Genomic DNA, 20,105 nt, shown 5'->3' on the forward strand with positions numbered 1-20,105 from the left:
TCTGTCGTCGAGGAACCGTCGGCCTTCGCCTCGCGGCAGCACCGCGGTCGTTTATGTCTGCCTCGGCGTGATTGTTATGCGATGGACTTCCATCTTTTGACCGATGCCCTTCAGGTTCTCGTAGTTGCGCGACACCGAGCGTGAATTGACGATGTCGCTGACCCCCGGCGCCTCCATCACCGTTGCACTGATGCACACTTCGTTGACTTCGGCGAGACCTTGCACGCGTGCGGCGATATTCACGTCCTGTCCGAAATAGTCGATCCGGTCGTTGAGGTTCACCGCAATCGCCCGCCCCTTATGGACACCGACCTTGAGGCCCAGCGGCCGCGAAGCGGTCCGGTTGAACCTGGACAGTTCTTCGATCATCTTGATGGAGGCGCAAACCGCATCCTGGGGGCGCTCGAACCCGGCCATGACCGCGTCGCCGATCGTCTTGATGATGGTGCCGGATCGTTCCCGGATGATCGTGTTCAAGATCTCGAAGTGTTGACGAACCAAAAAATATGCATTCACGTCACCCACGCTTTCATACAGCGGGGTCGACTGCTTCAGATCGGTGAACAGGAAAGTCATGTCTGAGACTTTGATGCTCTCGCCCTCATCAACAAGCTGCGCCTTGTAGAGTTCGCGGAAGCTCGGGGTGAGCAGCAACCGCTTGCCGGAAAGAAACGGCTCATATTCGACCAGATGGGGCTCGAAACCCGGGGGATACTGGACGAACCAGAAGCGACCGCGATCGTCACTGCGGTTTTCGATCCGGATGGTGTGCTTGCCTGGGCTGAGATCGGCCGTCTGCCGGAACGAAAAGCGTCCGTCCCCGAGGACCATGTCTCTCGGCGCCGTGGGCCGGTCCGGTAGCACAAAGCGGCCCGACTCGAGCTGGACCAGCGTCCCCTGCGGTTCTGCCGGCTCCCCGCCCGCGAAGAAGACTAAAAGAAGTTTATGGCAGAGGTCCAGCACCTCGAAACGGCCAGCCGTGACATCGAAGTCGAAGCTGCGGCGCTCATGGGCCTTGATATCGGCGAATCCTCGTGAGAGGGCAGCAACGAGCTGCTGGTGCGTCATCCCGTGCGGAGCGATGAAGCCCTTGGAAAAGTTGTAGCGCAGATAAAAATCCTCGACAGACAGCATTTCGGGATGGCGGAATATGATGTCGCGCACGCCACTCGAGACCGTAAAGGTGACCTGAATGTAGTCGTCCAGCGACACATCGTTGATCGCGTTGCAGAACGCGCACTGAAAGCGTGGATGGACCTGATCGAGCTCGCGAAAGCTGCCGGCGACCTGCGGGCAATAGGCGCAGATGAGCAGCCAGTCCATGTCGAACAGGCCCACCTTGGCGGTGTGCACGAACAGCTCTATCGCGTCCGCCTCGGACAGGCCGACGAGGCCGCCGTATTGGATGGGGTTGACGCGAAAGAGATCATAGTCGTCGGCAGTACGGATGAGCTTTTCGAGCTCCGAGAGGACATTCGGCGCCCAGCTTTTTACCGATCTGAGCGCGCCGAGGCGCTGGCTCAGGAGGCTCTCGTTGACCGGGGACAGGACACTCATCTCAAGCACCCCTTTTTGATGGGCCGACTACGCTACCGGTCTCCCTCCGCGACGGACGGCACCATCGCCTCGTCCGGATCGATGGCCCCCAAGCTCTCGACGATCTCGAAACGGCCGCTCTTCGCCTGGGCGATATACATGTTCATGCGGACGTGGTGCTGGCCCGGAACCATTTCCGCCGGACCGCCCGGCCCCTCGGCGATCCCGGCGTGATCGAGCGCCGCAATGACGTCCTCCTGGCGTAGCGAGCCGGCCTCGTTCACGGCCGCCGCCCAGAGCTTCATCCCACGGTAGAGGCCGGAGCAGGCGCTGCCTCCCGTAAACTGTTCTTTGCCGGGATAGCGTTTGTTGTACGCGCCGAGCAGCGTTTTGCTGAAGGGATCGCTGACGTTCTGATAGAAGTCGAGGCAGCCGTAGAGGCCTTCCACATGCGGCGCGGGCAGCAGGCCGAGCAGGTTCTCGTCGAAATAGGTGCAGATCAGCTGTCCACCGCGGTTCTGAAAACCGGCATTATGGAGTTGCGCGAAGAAGGGCACGACTCCAGGCGGAACGATGGTGTTGAAGACCACTTCCGCGCCGCTGGCCATGATCCTCCCAACCGTCTCTTCGTACTCCAAGTGATCGAGGGGATAGTATTCCTCGCCGACGATGCTGCCGCCATTGGCGATGACGAGCTGGCGGACCCTCTCGTTCATCACGCGCGGCCAGATGTAGTCTGCGGACGGCAGGTGAAATGTCTTGGCACCGGTCTTGTGCATCAGCCAGGGAATGAGGGGGTCGAGCTGCTGCGCCGGCACCGGTCCGGTGCAGAAGATCAGCGGGTCGCATTCCTGCCCTTCGTATTGCTCGGGGTAGATGTAGAGCGTCCTGCCCTTCACGACGGCGGGGCCCTTGATGGCCTGCCGCGTCGAGCTGTAGATGCCGCCGAAGATCACGTCCACCTTGTCCTGCGACACAAGCTTGGTCGCCTTGGCCGCCGCGACGGCGTCGGTCGTTGCACCGTCCTCGAGATAGAGCTTGATCTTCCGCCCCAGCAGACCGCCGCTGGCGTTGATCTCGTCAACCACCATCCTTGCCACGTTGGCGTTGGCGCGGCCCATGAACGAAAGTGCTCCGGTCTCCTCCGCGATCATGCCGACTTTGATGGACGCTTGTGTCATGGCAGGTGCTCCCATGAGCTTTGCGCGCGCCAGCCGTTGCTCCGCTCCTCTACTTCAATTCCGGCGGTGTCGGCAAACCCGCATCCGCCTACGCGCCGGATTGCAAACTATCGCTACCGAGTGGCCAAATCGGCCGCATCGCAAGCGCGATCAGAAAGTCGGTGCGTCGAGCTGCCCGTGCTGATAACGCGTTTAATGTATCCTCGGCTCCGCCCTTGTCGCAAGTAGCCGATGCGCGCATCCGAACGATTTGGCCCGACAAACAGTTTCCGACATTTTCCGTTCCTGTGAAGTTGCTGACCCACGCCATGCACACCGCAAGGTCCGCTTCCGGGACTGGAGCCGATACTGGCTATGGGCTGCCGAGGGTAGCTTGTGAGACCCGAAGGCGACCTGCAGTCCTCAATTTATCGCTCTCGCGCATGAGAAAGTGCTAACCTTCTCATCCCACAGGCGTGGGTTCGTGGAGGGAGGGGCGCATGCGACGGCGGGACCTTCTTGCAGGATTGTTGGCGACGACAACGGCCACCGCCGTGCGAGCTGCTGAGCCAAACAGGGTCTACCGGCTGGCGTTTTGCAATCATTTCAAGCGGTCGCCGCGGGGACCCGTTGCGATCCGGATATTCGATCGCTTACACCAGCTCGGTTACATCGAGGGCAAGAATTTGATCGCAGATGGATATTTCGCTGAGGATCGGCCTGAACGCTACGCAGAGATCGCACGCAAGGCTGTCCAGGCAAAGCCCGATGTGATCGTGGTATCCTGGGACAACCAGCTCATAGCGCAGGTCGCTAAAGAGACATCCACGATCCCGATTCTTTGGCAAATGCCATCGCTCGACGCGGGATTTGTGCGCAACCCTGCTCGGCCGGAAGGCAATATCAGCGGTGTCGCCTGGGACGCCGGGATCGAGATGCAGGGAAAACACCTCGACATCCTGCGGCAGGCCGTCCCAACTGCATCCCGCATCGCCTATCTTTCAAACCGCTACGATTGGGAAGGGACTTGGGGGCATGCGGTAGTCCAGGCTGGGCGCAATTCGGGCATTTCAATTATCGGCATACCGATGGACCATTGGGCGGAGGAAGAGGACTATCGTCGAGCATTTGAGACCATAGGCCAGCAGTCCGCAGACGCGCTCATGTTTAACGGGCTGGGTGGTAATTTCACTTACAGAAAACTCATCGCTGATTTAGCCTTGAAATATAGGTTACCTTCGATTGGTTGGTCTCCCGACGTTGTCGAGAACGGTCCCGGACTCCTGTCTTACGCGGCGGACTGGAGCGATTATGCGGACCGCTTTGCTGATGCCGTGGGCCAGGTTCTCAGTGGCACTAAGATAGCGGATACCCCCGTCTCTCAACCGACGAAATTCGTCCTCGCGATCAATCTGAAAACAGCAAGGGCGCTCGGCCTCGAAATACCGGCCGGATTGGTCGCCAGAGCCGACGAGGTGATCGAGTAGGTTTTGATGGTGGGGAGTTGAGTGCGGAATTGGCCCGTCGCGACACATTGCACCGCCGCGCGATCTCGGTCGCAAACAGGGCAGAGCGGAAGTGGGCAGGCCGCCGTCGGGTGCAGAGGACGACCCTCATGATCCCTACCGGACATGAGCCGGTGGGGAGAAGGCTGCAATTACCGGACGAGCAGGATAATGTAGGCAGTCGGTCGGGGTAATCCTGGGAAGGGTACCGCGATGCAGCAGATTGTGGACTGGCTCGAAAGACTCGGCATGTCCGAGTATGCGCAACGCTTTGCCGAAAACGGGATCGGTATCGCAGCTCTCCGCCATCTGACCGATCAAGACCTCAAGGAGATCGGTGTCCTGCTCGGGCATCGCCGGATAATGCTTGCAGCCATCGCCGAACTTGCGAGAGCCGGCGAGCCGGTCGCTCAACCCGTTGTCGGCTCGGAGGCGAGGCCTCGCGATGGCGCGGAGCGCCGTCAAGTCACCGTAATGTTTTCCGACCTAGTCGGCTCGACGGCGCTGTCCGCGCGCATGGACCCGGAGGATTTGCGCGAGGTGATTGCAGCGTATCAGAATTGCGTCACGGAGACCGTACGTCGCTTCGGCGGCTTCGTCGCCAAGTACATGGGTGACGGCGTGCTCGTCTACTTCGGCTATCCGCAGGCGCACGAGGACGACGCCGAGCGGGCCGTGCGCGCAGGACTAGAAGCGACCGCCGCACTTGGCAGGCTCAAATCATCTGTTCCGCTGCAAACCCGCGTCGGTATTGCGACCGGCCTGGTGGTCGTCGGCGATCTGACCGGATCGGGAGAGGCACAGGAGCGCGGCATCATCGGAGAAACGCCGAACCTCGCCGCGCGCCTGCAAGGCATCGCTGAGCCAAACGCAGTGGTCATCGCCGAGTCCACCCGCAAGCTCCTGGGCGACCTGTTTGAACTCGAAGCGCTCGGGACACGATCCCTTAAAGGCATCGCGCGCCCAATGCCTGTCTGGGCTGCGCTGCGGCCAAGCTCAGCTGAGAGCCGCTTCGACGCACTGCATGGCGGTCACCTCGCGGCCCTCGTCGGCCGCGAAGAAGAGCTGGAATTGCTGCTTCGGCGCTGGTCCAGAGCAAAGGCCGGCGAAGGCCAGGTCATCCTGCTGTCCGGCGAGCCCGGCATTGGAAAGTCGCGGCTCACAGCCGCGCTGCTGGAACGCGTCGCCGGTGAACAGCACACGCGTCTGCGTTATTTTTGCTCCCCACAGCACACGGATAGCGCGCTTTATCCAATCATGGGTCAGATGGAACGGGCCGCCGGCTTCAGGCACGACGACACACCGCGAGCAAAGCGGGACAGGCTTGATGCCGTACTTGCGCGGACCTCGACCCCGATCGAAGACATCGCGATCCTTGCCGAGATGCTGTCGCTTCCGAACGATGGCCGCTATCCCGCACTTGAATTGACCCCACAGCGCCGCAAGGCAAGAACGCTGGAAGCGCTTGTTTCGCAACTCGCGGCCCTAACTCGCCAAAATCCCGTACTGATGATAGCCGAGGATGCGCATTGGATCGACCCTACAAGTCTGGAAGTCTTTGATCAGGTCGTAGATCGGATCGCGACCCTTCCGGTGCTGCTGATCGTGACGTTCCGGCCTGAATTTGATCCGCCCTGGATCGGACAGCCGCATGTGACCGCGCTGACTATCAATCGGCTGGAACAGCGCGACATAGCCGCAATGATTGACCGCATTGTTGGCAACAATCTCCTGTCGGCAAGCATTCGACTGGAGATCATCGAGCGAACCGACGGCATTCCCCTGTTCGTTGAGGAGATGACCAAGGCGGTACTGGAGGCGGAGAGCGAGGGCGCGGCCGCGCATGTTGCTGCGGCGGCTCCTTTCCCGGCCTTGGCCGTCCCCGCAAGCTTGCACGCTTCGCTGATGGCACGACTCGATCGGCTCGGGCCCGCTAAGGAAGTGGCTCAGATCGGCGCTGCGATCGGTCGGGAATTCTCTCACGGATTGTTGGCCGCGTTGATAGACAAGCCGCAGACAGAATTAAATTCCGCTCTCGATCGGCTCATTGCGGCCCGCTTGTTGTTTCGGCAGGGCATGCCACCACATGCACGTTATCTATTCAAGCATGCGCTGGTGCAGGACGCCGCCTATGGCACGCTGCTGCGCGAGCCGCGACGTGAGCTTCATGCCCGTATTGCCGAGACGCTCGAAACGCAATTCACCGAGATCGCTGCGAGCCAGCCGGAGCTGCTGGGGCGTCACTGCACGGAAAGCGGCGACCTTCATAAGGCCGTGACCTACTGGCTGAAGGCTGGACAGCAAGCAGCCCGACGCTCGGGCAACGCAGAGGCACTAAGCCATCTTGCTCGCGGCTTGGAGCTCCTCGACTCAATGCCGGATTCGACTGAGGTCCGCCAAGAGGCGATAAAATTCCTCACAACTCGAGCTGTCGTCCTCCGGATCGCCAAGGGCTACGGCAGCGACGAGCTGGTCGCGACGTTGCTGCGGGCCCGCGACCTGTGTCAACGGGGCGGCGACACGCGGCAGATGTTTCAGATCCTCTTCGGGCTCTGGACAGCGAAGGCAGGACGCGCTGACTGGCTCGGCGCCAAGGCCCTCGCTGAGGAGTGCCTCGCTCTCGCTCGGCAAGAGGCTGACACGGCAATGCTCATCGAGGCGTATCGGCTGCTTGGCTCCACAGCTGTCTACATGGCCGAGCATTCAACCGCAGAGCAGAGGCTTCGAGACGCTCTAGCCCTCTATGAGCCTGAGAAGCATCGGGGCAACACCTTGCTTTACGGCTATGATCCAGGGACAACCTGCAACGGCTATCTCTCATGGACCCTCTGGTTTCAGGGAAAACTATCCGGAGCACTCGCGGCCAGCGAGGCTTCCATCCGTCTTGCAATCGAATCCGAACATTCGCCCAACCTTGCCCTGGCTTACGGGTGGGCTACGTTCCTCCATCTGTGCACCCACGATCTCGAAGCGCTTCGCAGTCTGACGCCGAAGCTCATCGCTCATTGTGAAGAGCACGGGTTTTCGCATTGGCTGGCTTTGGGGAAGATCGGCCACGGATGGTGTTTGGGTCGGAGCGGCGACGCTTCTGGTGGCCTTGCATGGTTGCGGGGCGGCATCGATGAGTTTCACTCATTGTGGGGCGGGTTCCTGGTTTCGGCATGGCACGTGTGCCTCGCCGATTTACTGCGGATCGATCGTCAATTTCTCGAGGCAAGAGCCGTGCTCGACAGTTCGCTTCAGATGATCGAGCGGTCCAACGAGCACCTCTGGTGGGCGGAGAACCATCGGGTTCGCGGCGAAATCGCGCGAGACGTAGGTGAAATTCGAGAGGCTTCGACGGCGTTTGACCAGGCGATGAAGGTCGCCCGGAACCAATCAGCGCGATCCTTGGAGCTGCGCGCGGCGAACTCCCTTGCCAAGCTCTGGGTCGACACCGGCGAGCGGCAGAAGGCTCACGACCTTCTCGCGCCGATTTACAATTACTTCGCCGAAGGTTTCGACTCGCCCGACCTCAAAGACGCCAAGGTGCTGCTGGAGGCGTGACGGAGCAGGCCAGAGTGAAAGAGACAAAGGCGACCCAATGCGCTTCGATCAATTTAAAGCGCGCAGATTTCGTTCCTGCTGCGTGCCGATGAGATCATCGAATAAACTTGCGCTTTTTTGCACTGCACATGTCGCCTAAGACATTGGCCACAGCGGCTTCAATGTAGCCTTCCGAGAGCAAAGCGAACGCGCCCGATTTACGACCAGGCGAGCTACAGCCGCTTGATCGCCACGACCTCGCTGCCCGTCGCCTTGATCCGCGCAATGGCCGGCGCGATCGGCTCGATCATCGTTGCCATGTGATGCGCGTTGGCGTGCACCATCGTGCGACTATCGCGCACGATGGCGACGTGGCCCTTCCAGAAGATCAGATCGCCGCGTTGTAGCGTATTGCGCTCATGGGGCTCCAGCGCACGGCCGAGACCGGCCTGCTGCATGTCGCTGTCGCGGGGGCAGCCGGTGCCTGATACGGTCAGCGAGACCTGGACCAGGCCGGAGCAATCGATGCCGAGGCTGCTCTTGCCGCCCCAGAGATAGGGCGTGCCGGCGAAGCGCTCGGCGACCGCGACGAAGTCGCCCTCGTGATGGTCGAGCGGCGCGAGGTGACCCTTCGGCACGAATGTCCCTTCGCGCGTGACGACGAAAGGGCCATCCTCCCGCACGATCGTGAGCTTCGATCCCAGCACCAGCGCATCGGCCGGCGGCAGCTTGATCGAGGGTCCGGGGAAGGCGAGCGTGCGCAGCGCGCTCACCTTGTGTGTCGGTGCGGCCGCCGGCTTCATCAGCGCGGCATCGGGCAGCCAGCCGACATAGCCGTCGCCGCCGAGCTGGCCCCACGCCCAGCCCTCGCCGTTGTGATCATAGACCGTGACGCGCTCGCCGCGCAGCGCTTCCGTCATCAGCATGGCGTTCGATGACGGCTGTTCGCGTACCGGCGCGATCGGTGCGATCACCTCGAATTCCTCGCCGGTCACGAAGCGATCGGCCTGCACTTGGCCCTCGAGATATTTGGCGGCGAGGTCGCCGCGCGCCGGGGTCAGCCGCTTATCCAGCATAGCGCTCGCTCAGCACCTTGTAGATGGCGCGGGCGGCCTGGCATTCGCCGCCTTCGGGCCGCGCCGGCTTCGCCGACGGCGTCCAGCCGTAAATATCCACGTGAAGCCAGCTCTTGGCGTGCTCGACGAAGCGCTGCAAAAACAGCGCGCAAGTGATCGAGCCGGCAAAGCCGCCCGATGGGGCGTTGGTGATGGTGGCGGTCTTGGAATCCAGCCACGCGTCGTAAGGCGGCCACAGCGGCATGCGCCACAACGGATCGTTCTCCTTCGCCGCGCAACGCGCCACGTCGGCCGCCAGCGTCTCATCATGGGTGTAAAAGGGCGGCAAATCCGGCCCCAGCGCGACGCGTGCGGCGCCGGTCAGCGTGCCCAGATCGATCAGCAGCTCCGGCTTCTCCTCGTCGGCCAGCGCCAGCGCGTCGGCGAGCACCAGCCGGCCCTCCGCGTCGGTGTTGCCGATCTCGACCGTGATGCCCTTGCGGGAGGTGAAGATGTCGAGCGGGCGGAAGGCATTGCCGGCGACCGCGTTCTCGACAGCAGGAGTGAGGACACGCAGCCGCACCTTCAGCTTCGCATCCATCACCATGCGCGCCAGCGCCAGCACATTGGCGGCGCCGCCCATGTCCTTCTTCATGATCAGCATGCCGCTCGACGGTTTCAGGTCGAGCCCGCCGGTGTCGAAGCAGACACCCTTGCCGACCAGCGTCACCTTGGGATGGGCGGGGTCGCCCCAGCCGATGTCGATCAGGCGTGGCGCGCGGCTCGAGGCCATGCCGACGGCGTGGATCAGCGGAAAGTTCTTTTCCAGCTCCTCGCCGATGGTACAGGAATAGCTCGCGCCGAACTCCTCTGCGAGCGCTTTCGCGGCGGCGGCAAGCTCCGCCGGCCCCATGTCGTTGGACGGCGTGTTGATGAGATCGCGCGCCAGCATCGCGGCGCCGGCCATGCGGTCGATCTCGGCGACGTCGACGCCTTCAGGCGCGACCAGCCGGACCTCGGGCCTCTCGGCCTTGCGGTAACGGGCGAAGCGGTAGCTCCCCAATGCAAAGGCCAGCGCGGCCAGTCGTGTATCATGCGGTGCATTGGCAAACCGATAGGTGCCCGGCGGCAGCAGGCCGGGTAGCGCGCCCGGCCGGAACAGATCGCGCGATCTGGTGCCGTCGTCCTCGAGGCCGAACAGCACCTGCGCGATCGTGCCGTCGGGCGCGGGCAGCGCGAGATAGCCGCCCGGCTTGGCTGCGAAGGCGTTTGCCATGGCGTATTGGCGCTGCGCTGGCGGCAGCGCCTCGCGCAGGGCCTCCCAGCCCGACTTGGTGGCGAAGGTGATCGGGGTGGCCGTGGTCGATGTCGCGAAAACGGAAGGCATTGGCAGGCTCGGAGGTCATTCGGCTGCAGCAGACTTCGCAGAGTTTGGCCGCGGCTGCAATCGGCTTTGCGGTCACCGCCCGGTGAGCCGCTACTCGCGCAGATGCAGCCATGCTAGGTTCCGGCAGTGGTTGTTCGCTGCGCAGAGAACGCCGGCAACCGAAGACGAAGCGTGCCGGGAGGAGTCGCCATGGAATTTGTGTGGAGCGGGATCACATTCGTTGGCCAGGTGGTCGAGGCGCTGTTTGGCTATGTCGAGCATCACCACTGGGTCTTCGCGTTCCTCGCAGGTGGTTACGTCTTCTATCTGCATGATCGTTCGGTTCACGCGCGGTTCGATGCACTCGACAAGCGCATCGACGAGATCCGCAAGCGTCTTGCCATCCAATATTGATCGCGCCTCACGAAACAGCTGAGGACTTCCAACAGTGCGAGCCTGACGACGCTTGCGAGCGGCTCCGCGCCAATCGTGACGATCTGGCATGCGCCGGAGAGCGGCGGCTCCCGGCGTTAACCGGCCATTAGGGTTAACAGTCTATTGCTGACGCATTCGGCTCGATCATCAGGCTCGAGAGTCAAAAGCGTCATGCGTCAACGGTTCTGCCCAGTCCGGCTTCTCGCCTCCGCTTCGCTGATCGCGCTGGTGGCCGCGGGCCTCGGCGGCTGCACGGCAACCTCCAAGCTCTCCGATGTCACCGGATCGATCGGGCCAAGGGCGGAAGCGGCGCCTGCCGATCCGGCGCGCGCCGTCGAAGTCTATGGCGAGCGCTACCGCGCCAACCCCAGGGATCCCGAAACGGGGTTGGCCTACGGGCAGGCCTTGCGTGCCAACGGCCAGCGCGCCCAGGCTGCCGCCGTGCTCGAGCAGGCGACCATCGCCAACCCCGGCAACAAGCCGTTGCTGGCCCAATATGGCCGCGCGCTCGCCGACAACGGTAATTTCCAGCAGGCCTACGACGTGCTGTCGAAGGCGCATTCGCCCGACAATCCGGACTGGCGCCTGCTCTCGGTGCAGGGCACCTGCCTCGACCAGATGGGGCGCCACGACGAGGCGCGCGCCTATTATACGAGCGCCCTGAAGATCGCGCCTGGCGATCCCGGCGTGCTGTCCAATCTCGGCCTGTCCTACATGCTGTCGCGCGATCTGCCCAAGGCGGAAGAGACGCTGCGGCAGGCTTACGCTTCGCCGCGTGCGAGCTCGCGGGTGCGGCAGAATCTCGGCCTGGTGGTCGGGCTCCAGGGTCGCTTCGCTGAAGCCGAGAGCATCGTGAAGGCGGACCTGCCGCCGGACGAGGCGGCGGCGAATGTCGCCTATCTCAAGGACATGCTGAACCGCCACGACGGCCCGCGTGGTGGATCGAAGCGGACGCCGGTCGCCTCGCTCAGCCAGCCCGGCTGATCCGCCGCCTGTGGCGCGATGACGTGAATTTCGCCCGACAGTTCGAAGGTTTGCCGCGATCCAGATGCCACGGGCGCCGGCGGTGGCCGGCTACTGTGCATGGGGTTGTTTTCGCGGTTTTGGTCCGGCCTCAGTGCAGCTCGGAGATCTTGATACCTGTCGGTCCGAGAATGACGACGAACAGCACCGGCAGGAAGAACAGGATCATCGGCACTGTCAGCTTCGGCGGCAGCGCGGCAGCCTTCTTCTCGGCTTCGTTCATGCGCATGTCGCGGTTTTCCTGCGCCATGACGCGCAATGATTGCCCGAGCGGGGTGCCGTAGCGTTCGGCCTGCTGAAGCGCGAGACACACCGATTTGACGCCTTCGAGCCCAGTGCGCTTCGCCAGGTTTTCGTACGCCACCTTGCGGTCCTGCAGGTAGGACAGCTCGGCGGTGGTCAGGGTGAATTCTTCCGACAGCGCGATCGACTGTCCCACGATTTCGGTGGCGACCTTGCGAAACGCCATCTCCACCGACATGCCGGATTCGATGCAGATCAGCAGCAAATCGAGCGCATCGGGAAAGGCGCGCTTGATCGAGAGCTGACGCTTGGAGATCGCGTTCTTCAGGAACAGCATCGGCGCCTGCAGGCCGAGATAAGCCGCGCCGACGCAGATGCCGATCTTGATCGGCATCGGGCGGTCCATGTGGGCGATCAGGAACACGTAGATCACCGCACCGATGAACAGCACGAGCGGCGTCACCATGCGTGCGAACAGGAAGGTGATGTAGGGTGCCTGGCCGCGATAGCCCGCCATGATCAGCTTGTCGCGCGCAGCCTCCTGCGCCAGCCATTTGGTGAGGTTGAAGTCCTCGACGACCTTGGAGACGAGCTGCTTGGGCGTCTGGCGCAGCGAGACCTTCTCGCTCTTGTGGAGGCGTTCGCGCTCGCGCTGCCGGATTCTCTCGCGCTCGCTCGCCACGGCCTTCATCCGCTTGGCGAGCCCTTCGCCGCCAAACATCGGCATGACCAAGGTATACACCGTGGCGCTGGCCGCGATGGCCGCCAGCAACATGGTCATGAAGTGGACGTCGTGCAGCTTCGTGACGAGCAAATCAACCATACGGCACCATCAAAAATCGAAGTTGATCATCTTCTTCATCACCATGATGCCGATCGACATCCAGACGACGCAGCCGACCAGCATCAGCTGGCCGGTGGGATGGGTCCAGAGCAGCGAGATGTAGCCAGGCGTGGTGAGATAGACGAGGAACATCACGATCGGCGGTAGCGAGCCGATGATGCCGGCCGAGGCCTTGGCCTCCATCGACATCGCCTGGATCTTTTCCTTCATCTTCTTGCGGTCGCGCAGCACCTTGGAGAGATTGCCCAGCGCTTCGGAGAGATTGCCGCCCGACTTCTGCTGGATCGACACCACGATGCCGAAGAAATTGGCCTCGGGCAGCGGCATGCGGTCGTAGAGCCGCGAGCAGGCGTCGCCGAGCGGCATGCCGATGGCCTGCGTCTCGATGATGGCCAGGAACTCGCTGCGCAGCGGTTCCGGCGCGTCGGCCGCGACGACCTTGATGGATTCGAACAGTGGCAGGCCGGCCTTGATGCCGCGGACGATGACGTCGACGGCGTCGGGCAGCGCCTTCAGGAATTTGTCTTCGCGACGCTTCTTCAGGAAACCCAGTGCCCAGCGCGGCAGGCCGAAGCCGCCGGCAAAGGCCAGACCGGCAGCGCCGAGCAGGCCGCCGCCGCCGAACAGCGCGCCGAAGAAAAACACACCCGCCACGACGCCGGACACGATCCAGAATTTCTGCGTCGTCCAGTCGAGGCCGGCCTGCGACAGGCGGATGTTGAGCGGAACGCTCTTCTCCTGTGCGCGCCGCGCCTCGAGATCCTTGAGCGAACTTTCGACTTGCTCACGGCGCGATCGCTGGCTCTTTTCGGCCTGCTTGGCTGCGGGCGCATCGGCGCGCCCGATCGAAGCGCGGCGACTTTCGGCCTTCCGCTCGCCTGACAGCATCGGGTAGAGGAAAACCCAGGCGATGCCGCCGACGGCAGCGGTGGCCAGAAAAGCGAGGGCAAGGACCTGCATGTTCATCGCTGTGCCGACCTGCTCACGACTTCGGCCCCGCTTCCGCGGCGTCGAGGGCTGCGGCAAGGCGCTTCTCTTCACCGTAATAGCGCGCACGTTCCCAGAATTTCGGGCGTCCGATGCCGGTCGAACGATGCTTGCCGATGATCTTGCCGTTGGCGTCTTCGCCGATCAGGTCGTACAGGAAGACGTCCTGGGTGATGATGGTATCGCCTTCCATGCCCATCACCTCGGTGATGTGGGTGATGCGGCGCGAGCCGTCGCGCAGACGCGCGGCCTGGACGATGACATCGATCGAGGCGCAGATCATCTCGCGAATGGTGCGGGAGGGCAGGGAGAAGCCGCCCATCGTGATCATGGATTCGCAGCGCGACAGCGCTTCGCGGGGATTGTTGGCGTGCAGCGTTCCCATCGAGCCGTCGTGGCCGGTGTTCATGGCCTGGAGCAGATCGAATGCTTCCGGGCCGCGGACTTCGCCGACGATGATGCGCTCGGGACGCATACGCAGGCAGTTGCGCACCAGCTCGCGCATGGTGACCTGGCCTTCGCCCTCGATGTTGGGCGGACGGGTTTCGAGCCGGACCACGTGGGGCTGCTGGAGCTGAAGTTCGGCTGCGTCCTCGCAGGTGATGACGCGCTCGTCATGTTCGATGTAGTTGGTCAGGCAGTTGAGCAGCGTGGTTTTGCCAGAGCCGGTACCGCCGGAGATCAGCACGTTGCAGCGGACACGTCCGATGATCTGGAGGATTTCCGCGCCTTCCGGCGAGATCGCGCCGAACTTGACCAGCTGATCGAGCGTCAGCTTGTCCTTTTTGAATTTGCGGATGGTGAGCGCGGGACCGTCGATCGCGAGCGGCGGCACGATGGCGTTGACGCGGGAGCCGTCGGCGAGGCGGGCGTCGCAGATCGGCGAAGATTCGTCGACGCGCCGGCCGACCTGGCTGACGATGCGTTGGCAGATGTTGAGGAGCTGCTGGTTGTCGCGGAACCGGATTCCGGTGCGCTGGATCTTGCCTCCGACTTCGATGAAGACGGTGCCGGCCCCGTTCACCATGATGTCGGCGATGTCGTCGCGGGCGAGCAGCGGCTCGAGCGGACCATAGCCCAGCACGTCGTTGCAGATATCGTCGAGCAGCTCTTCCTGCTCGGCGATCGACATCACGATGTTCTTGATCGCGATGATCTCGTTGACGATGTCGCGGATTTCCTCGCGCGCGGATTCGGAATCGAGCTTGGCGAGCTGGGCGAGGTCGATGGCCTCGATCAGCGCGCCGAAGATGGTCGCCTTGACCTCGTAATAATTGTCCGAGCGACGGCTTTCCATGGCCGGCGCGGGCCGGGAGGGGGCGAGCGGCGGGGAGGCAACGGCCGGCGGGGGCGGCGCGCGCGACACCGTCGGCGCCGGAGCCGTGGCAGGCTCTGACGACACGGCGCCGGGCTTGGGAGCCCGAAAGTCGGTGTCTGTTCCGCTACGCTTACCGAACACTTAACAACTCCATGCGGCGGCCTATTTTCCCCGCAACTTCCCAATCAGCGGTGAAAGCAGGGACGACTTTTGTTTCTTCGTCTCGCTCCGGCCGGTCAGGCGTTGGGCGATCTGGAGGAACATTTCGATCGACTTGTGATTGGCGGAGATCTCCGCGATCATCTGGCCGTTGTTGGCAGCCGCGCCGAAGATCTGCGGCTCGAACGGGATCGAGACCACCGGCTGGCTCTCGATCGCCTTGGCGAATTCGGTGGCGGCGATCTCGGGCCGCTTGGGAATGCCGACCTGGTTCAGGCAGTACAGCGGCGGGCGGTCGTTCGGACGCGCGGCCTTCAGCAGATCGAACAGGTTCTTGGTGTTGCGCAAATTGGCGAGATCAGGTGCCGCCACGATCAAAATGTCGTCGGCGCCGATCAGGGCGCGCTTGGTCCAGCCCGACCATTGGTGCGGGATGTCGAGCACGATGCAGGGCATGGTCGAGCGCAGCGTGTCGAACACGGCATCGAAGGCGTCCGTGCCGAAATCATAGACCCGGTCGAGCGTCGCAGGCGCCGCCAGCAGGCTGAGATGGTCCGTGCATTTCGACAGCAGGCGGTCGATGAAGGCCGTATCGACCCGGTCGGGCGAGAACACGGCATCCGCGATACCCTGGGGCGGGTCCTGGTTGTAATCGAGCCCGGCGGTCCCGAAGGCGAGGTCGAGATCGGCGACCACCGCGTCCATGGCGAGATCCCGTGCGATCGCCCAGGCGACGTTGTGGGAGACGGTGGAGGCGCCGACGCCACCCTTGGCGCCGACCACGGCGATGATACGGCCGACCGCCTTGGCTTCCGGCGCCGAGAACAGGTTGCAGATCGAGCGCACGACGTCGATCGCGCTGACCGGTGCAAGCACGTAATCGCTGACTCCGCGGCGCACCAGCTCGCGATAGAGCATGACATCGTTGATGCTGCCGATCACGACCACGCGGGTACCGGCGTCGCACACGGTGGCGAGCTGGTCGAGCCCGGTCAACAAATCGTTGCGGGCATCGCTCTCGAGCACGATCACGTTCGGCGTCGGCGCCGAGCGATAAGCTTCGATTGCGGCTGCCATGCCGCCCATCTGGATTTTCAGATGGGCCTTGCCGAGACGGCGATCCTCGCCGGCCGATTGTACGGCGGCGGCGGTCTCCACGGTTTCGCAGAATGCCTGGACCGAGACACGCGGCGCGGGCGCAATATGCTCCTCGGCCGGCGACGGGGCCTCCGGCTGCTCTTCCTGAGTCTGGCGCGCGTAGCTGATCATTTGCCGGAGTCGCTGAGTTTGGCCTTCTCGGCCTCGGGATAGGTGGTCGTCGTCGTAGTGCCCTTGCGGTATTTCTCGAAGGCGGTGATACGCCGCGCCGTGTAGGCGGGGGTCTCAGGCCGCGGCTGCTCGAGGTCCGACGGATTGTCGATCATGGCCGCCATGTTCCGCTGATAAGAGCAGCCGAAATTGTAATAGTCCTTGTTCTCGAACCAGCTCTTGTTCTTCATGGAGGGGCCGACATCCTCCGGCCAGAGGCCGCAGGGGCCTGCGACCGCCGCGATCTTCGAATAGGTCAGGCGGATCGGCGGCAGGAACTGCTTGTCTTCCGGCTGATAGGGGCGGGTGATGATGCCGCGCGGGGGAACGCCAGCCGCCGCCAGCATGGCCTGAATCTCGCGCATGGATTCCGCCGCCGGACGCGCATTGGGCGTTCCCGTGGGCACATCGATGTGGATTGCGCCGGTGCCTTCGTGCATCCAGGTCGACGCCAGGCCCATCACGTCGGCACGCTGGGCGGCGGTCAAACCGCCGCGGGCGTGGCCGACGAAAACGACGATCGAGCGGTTCTGCTCCTCGATCGCAATCGGATGACGTTGCTTGTAGTCGTCGGGAATGGAGCCGGTGGCCACCTCGTCATGCTGGCAGCCGCCGAGCGCGAGCGCGATACCGACGAGCACACCACCGAGGCCGGCGGCGCGGTGGCGGGTGTGGGGTCGTGGTGTGATCATAACTGGGTCCCCGTTCCGCGTCAGTCGGTGATGAAGCCGTAGGTGCCGCGGTAGTTCTTTGCCGGTTCGGACCGGCCCGGCACGCCATAGATGCGGTTGATGTTGCCGATCAGTTCGGCCTGCGGATCCGACGGCGTCGCGAAGCCGTCATCCGGCCGCGACAAGTCCTTCGGCGCGGCTGCGCGAACGACATAAGGCGTGACGATCACGACCAGCTCGGTCGTGTTGTTGACGAAGTCGCGGCTGCGGAAAAGCGTGCCGAGAATCGGCAGCTGCATCAGGCCCGGCAATCCGCTGACAGCCTGCTTGGTCTGCTGCTGGATCAGCCCGGCCATCGCCATCGCGCCGCCGGAGGGAATTTCGAGCGAGGTTTCCGCGCGGCGCGTCCTGATCGAAGGTACCGTCAGCGAGTTGACCGACGACGAGGTCACGGCTTGCGACAGTGTGATCGCATTGTCGTTGGAGAGTTCCGACACCTCGGTCATCACCCGCAGGCTGATCTTGCCCTCGGTCAGCACGACAGGGGTGAAGTTGAGCGAGATGCCGAACTTCTTGAAGCTGATCTGGGTGGTGCAGACATGCGTGGTGGGATCGCAGGCATAGCCTGCCGGGACCGGGAATTCGCCGCCGGCGATGAAGGTCGCCGATTCACCCGAGATTGCGGTCAGGTTCGGTTCGGCCAGCGTGCGGATCACGCCCGCGGTTTCCATCGCGCGGAGCGTCGCCTGCACCGACGGGGTTGCGCCGAACTTCGTGGTCAGACTATTGCCGTCCACGAGATTGTGGCCGAGTGCGGTGAACGGATTGGAGTTGTTGAAGCTCACCACCGAGGTGCCGTAGTTGAGGTTTGCGGAAAGGTCGATGCCGAGCTGCTTGACGATGTTGCGCGCGACTTCGGCAACCGTCACCTTCAGCATGACCTGGTCGCGGCCGCGGACCACGATCGAATTCACCACCTTGTCGGGCCCACCGGCGAGGCGTGCGGCGAGATCGTTGGCCTGCTGCGCTTCGACAGGATTGGCCGCCGTCCCGGTGAGGATGATGCCGTCGCCGAGGCCGTCGATCTGGATGTCGGAATTGGGCAGTATCTGCTTGAGCGCGGCGCGTGCGCCGTTGAGGTCGCGCTTGACCGCGATGTCATAGGCCGCGATCTGCTGTCCGGCGGAATCGAAGAACACGATGTTGGTTTGGCCGACCGAGGCGCCGATGATGTAGGCGCGTTGGGCGGAGCGGACCACCGCATTGGCGATCTTGGGATCAGCGACCAGCACGTCCTTGATGTCGCGCGGCAGGTCGATCACGATCGACTTGCCGACGCCGAGCGAGAGGAAGCGCGCGTTCATCTGGCCGTCGGCCGCAACCGGCGCTGCGGCACGGTAATCAGCGGCGATCACGGGCGTCAGCGCCAGCGCGACAGCGGCCGAGAACGACAGGGCGCGAACGATCGAGGTCCGCATCGTCGTCGGATTTGCCCTGCATTTCATATCGACTGTCCTCATCGTGCCTTCGTCGCCTGGGTTGCGACGCCGTAGCGAATGATCGAAATGCCGTCGCGCTTCTGCGCGGAGTCATCGAGCGTGATCTCGGTCGACTTGACGTCGGCAATGCTGCGCAGCGCCAGCGACAGCGTTCCCGCCTGGCGGGACGACGCGAGCTGCTGGGCCTGCGCGGGATTGAGTTCCAGCGTCACGGTCTTGCCGAGCACCGTGTTCTGGCCGTCCTTCTCCTTCGGAGCCTGATCGATGGCGAGCACGCGGACGTTCACCAAAATGACCTCGGTGTTGATGATGTCCTGGCCACCGCCGGTCTGATCGGGGTTCTTGAGGCGGCGCGTCAGCAGCACGTCGACCCGGTCGTTCGGCAGGATGAAGCCGCCGGCGCCGGTTTCCGGCGAGATTTCGGTCGAGATCGCGCGCATGCCTGATGGCAGGATCGCGGCCATGAATCCGGAGCCATCGGCCTTCACCAGCTTCTGGTCGCGGATCGGTTCACCCTGGATGAAGGGGGCACGCGCGATCGACCCGGCGACCTGGGTCGCGCCGTCGGGGCGCTCGTTGCGGCGAATGAAGGTGGAGCTGGCTGTCGCGGTCGGCCAGGTCTGCCACTGCACGTCTTCGGGCTTCACGGTCTGGCCGAGACCGATGTCGTTCTTGGCGACCAGAACGTCGGTGGTGGGAAGCTGCGCGACGGGAGCTGCTGGAGGCGGCGCAGAGTCCGAGCCGCTCGCCAGATACGCGGCGAAGCCGCCGGCGCAGATGGCGACCGTCAGGACGACTATGCGTGCCCTATTCATACGCTTCACTTTCCACAGAACGCCGCGACGCTGCCGCCGCCGTATTCGGCAGTTGACCAGCTATTCGTCAAAGCATGGTTAATGAGGCGTATCTAAATCGCCTTAACGCCGGGTTATCGCGGCGTCTAGCGCAGCGCGAGGTGAGCGAGATCGATCGCCTTCACCCACTCGGTTTCGGGGTAGATCAGCAGCGCGCCGAGCGCGAGCGCGATGCCATAGGGAATGCCGGTCTGCTTGTCGTGCAGCCGTGCGAGCCAGGCCTGGCCGGCAAGCCCGTAAGGCAACGGCCATTGCCGAAACTGGAGCAGGAGCAGGGTCAGCGCTCCGCCGAACAGTGAAGCGTAGAGCAGGAAGTCCATCAATTGCGCGAAGCCGAACCAGAGCGCCACGGAAGCCGCGACCTTGGCGTCGCCGCCGCCCATCCAGCCCATCGCAAAGCAGGTGAAAGCCACGACGAGGATCAGCGCGCCGGCGCCGAGATGGCTGAGCACCTCGTATGGTGCCATCCCACCGGCAAAGGCGAGCACGAAGAAGCCGGCGATCAGCGCCAGCGAGACGCGGTTCGAGATGGTCATGGTGAAGAGATCGCTGGCGGCTGCGAACGCCATCAGGGCCGGGAAGAGCAGAAGGCGCGCGAGGTCGAGGATCATTGGCTG

At 63.4% G+C, this 20,105-nt stretch carries 16 protein-coding genes; 4 read left to right on the forward strand and 12 right to left on the reverse strand.

Translation table 11 applies throughout. The annotated features are described in order from the left end of the window. Positions 1–51 precede the first annotated feature (51 nt). Positions 52–1,557 (reverse strand): adenylate/guanylate cyclase domain-containing protein, encoded by a 1,506-nt coding sequence (locus BM222_RS04455; protein WP_092227054.1) that lies wholly within the window; start codon positions 1,555–1,557, stop codon positions 52–54. 32 nt (positions 1,558–1,589) lie between these two features. Further along, the gene (locus tag BM222_RS04460; protein ID WP_177243010.1) at positions 1,590–2,717 is read right to left on the reverse strand and encodes a substrate-binding protein; all 1,128 of its coding nucleotides are present in this window, start codon (positions 2,715–2,717) and stop codon (positions 1,590–1,592) included. A gap of 479 nt (positions 2,718–3,196) precedes the next feature. Here BM222_RS04460 and BM222_RS04465 point away from each other — a divergent pair, with 479 nt between their 5' ends. Both BM222_RS04465 and BM222_RS04470 read left to right on the forward strand, forming a co-directional pair. Further along, positions 3,197–4,183: an ABC transporter substrate-binding protein gene (locus BM222_RS04465; protein WP_092227056.1), complete on the forward strand. Its 987-nt coding sequence runs from the start codon at positions 3,197–3,199 to the stop codon at positions 4,181–4,183. A gap of 231 nt (positions 4,184–4,414) precedes the next feature. Continuing rightward, positions 4,415–7,747 (forward strand): adenylate/guanylate cyclase domain-containing protein, encoded by a 3,333-nt coding sequence (locus BM222_RS04470; RefSeq protein ID WP_092227057.1) that lies wholly within the window; start codon positions 4,415–4,417, stop codon positions 7,745–7,747. Positions 7,748–7,959: 212 nt separating this feature from the next. Here BM222_RS04470 and BM222_RS04475 read toward each other — a convergent pair whose 3' ends face one another. Beyond that, positions 7,960–8,802 carry a C40 family peptidase gene (locus tag BM222_RS04475; RefSeq protein WP_092227058.1) on the reverse strand — a complete coding sequence of 281 codons (843 nt, stop codon included), beginning with the start codon at positions 8,800–8,802 and terminating at the stop codon, positions 7,960–7,962. Beyond that, positions 8,792–10,168, reverse strand: a complete 1,377-nt coding sequence (locus BM222_RS04480; protein ID WP_092227059.1) for a leucyl aminopeptidase family protein — start codon at positions 10,166–10,168, stop codon at positions 8,792–8,794. Before BM222_RS04480 ends, BM222_RS04475 begins: the two co-directional genes overlap by 11 nt. 189 nt (positions 10,169–10,357) lie before the next feature. Between BM222_RS04480 and BM222_RS04485 the strand changes: the two genes are divergently transcribed. Both BM222_RS04485 and BM222_RS04490 read left to right on the forward strand, forming a co-directional pair. Then, entirely contained in the window at positions 10,358–10,561 is a 204-nt protein-coding gene (locus tag BM222_RS04485) for a hypothetical protein (protein ID WP_092227060.1), read from the forward strand. A 192-nt stretch (positions 10,562–10,753) separates the two neighbouring features. Next, positions 10,754–11,566: a tetratricopeptide repeat protein gene (locus BM222_RS04490; protein WP_092227061.1), complete on the forward strand. Its 813-nt coding sequence runs from the start codon at positions 10,754–10,756 to the stop codon at positions 11,564–11,566. A gap of 130 nt (positions 11,567–11,696) precedes the next feature. Here BM222_RS04490 and BM222_RS04495 read toward each other — a convergent pair whose 3' ends face one another. The 8 genes from BM222_RS04495 to BM222_RS04530 form a co-directional block, all read right to left on the reverse strand. Continuing rightward, the gene (locus BM222_RS04495) at positions 11,697–12,671 is read right to left on the reverse strand and encodes a type II secretion system F family protein (protein ID WP_092227062.1); all 975 of its coding nucleotides are present in this window, start codon (positions 12,669–12,671) and stop codon (positions 11,697–11,699) included. 9 nt (positions 12,672–12,680) lie between these two features. After that, the gene (locus BM222_RS04500; RefSeq protein WP_092227291.1) at positions 12,681–13,658 is read right to left on the reverse strand and encodes a type II secretion system F family protein; all 978 of its coding nucleotides are present in this window, start codon (positions 13,656–13,658) and stop codon (positions 12,681–12,683) included. Between the two features lie 16 nt (positions 13,659–13,674). Then, positions 13,675–15,138, reverse strand: a complete 1,464-nt coding sequence (locus BM222_RS04505; protein ID WP_092227063.1) for a TadA family conjugal transfer-associated ATPase — start codon at positions 15,136–15,138, stop codon at positions 13,675–13,677. Between the two features lie 21 nt (positions 15,139–15,159). Beyond that, entirely contained in the window at positions 15,160–16,425 is a 1,266-nt protein-coding gene (locus tag BM222_RS04510) for a CpaE/TadZ family protein (RefSeq protein ID WP_092227064.1), read from the reverse strand. Next, entirely contained in the window at positions 16,422–17,156 is a 735-nt protein-coding gene (locus tag BM222_RS04515; RefSeq protein ID WP_092227065.1) for a CpaD family pilus assembly protein, read from the reverse strand. The genes BM222_RS04510 and BM222_RS04515 overlap by 4 nt, the downstream gene beginning before the upstream one ends. 20 nt (positions 17,157–17,176) lie before the next feature. Next, positions 17,177–18,640: a type II and III secretion system protein family protein gene (locus tag BM222_RS04520; RefSeq protein WP_177243011.1), complete on the reverse strand. Its 1,464-nt coding sequence runs from the start codon at positions 18,638–18,640 to the stop codon at positions 17,177–17,179. A gap of 11 nt (positions 18,641–18,651) precedes the next feature. Beyond that, positions 18,652–19,449, reverse strand: a complete 798-nt coding sequence (cpaB, locus tag BM222_RS04525; RefSeq protein WP_177243012.1) for a Flp pilus assembly protein CpaB — start codon at positions 19,447–19,449, stop codon at positions 18,652–18,654. Between the two features lie 125 nt (positions 19,450–19,574). Further along, complete coding sequence (locus BM222_RS04530; protein WP_092227068.1) at positions 19,575–20,099, reverse strand: A24 family peptidase; 525 nt, start codon at positions 20,097–20,099, stop codon at positions 19,575–19,577. Between the last annotated feature and the right edge of the window lie 6 nt (positions 20,100–20,105).

The sequence above is a fragment of the Bradyrhizobium sp. Gha genome (genome assembly GCF_900113735.1).
In the GTDB taxonomy this organism is placed as follows: Bacteria; Pseudomonadota; Alphaproteobacteria; order Rhizobiales; family Xanthobacteraceae; genus Bradyrhizobium.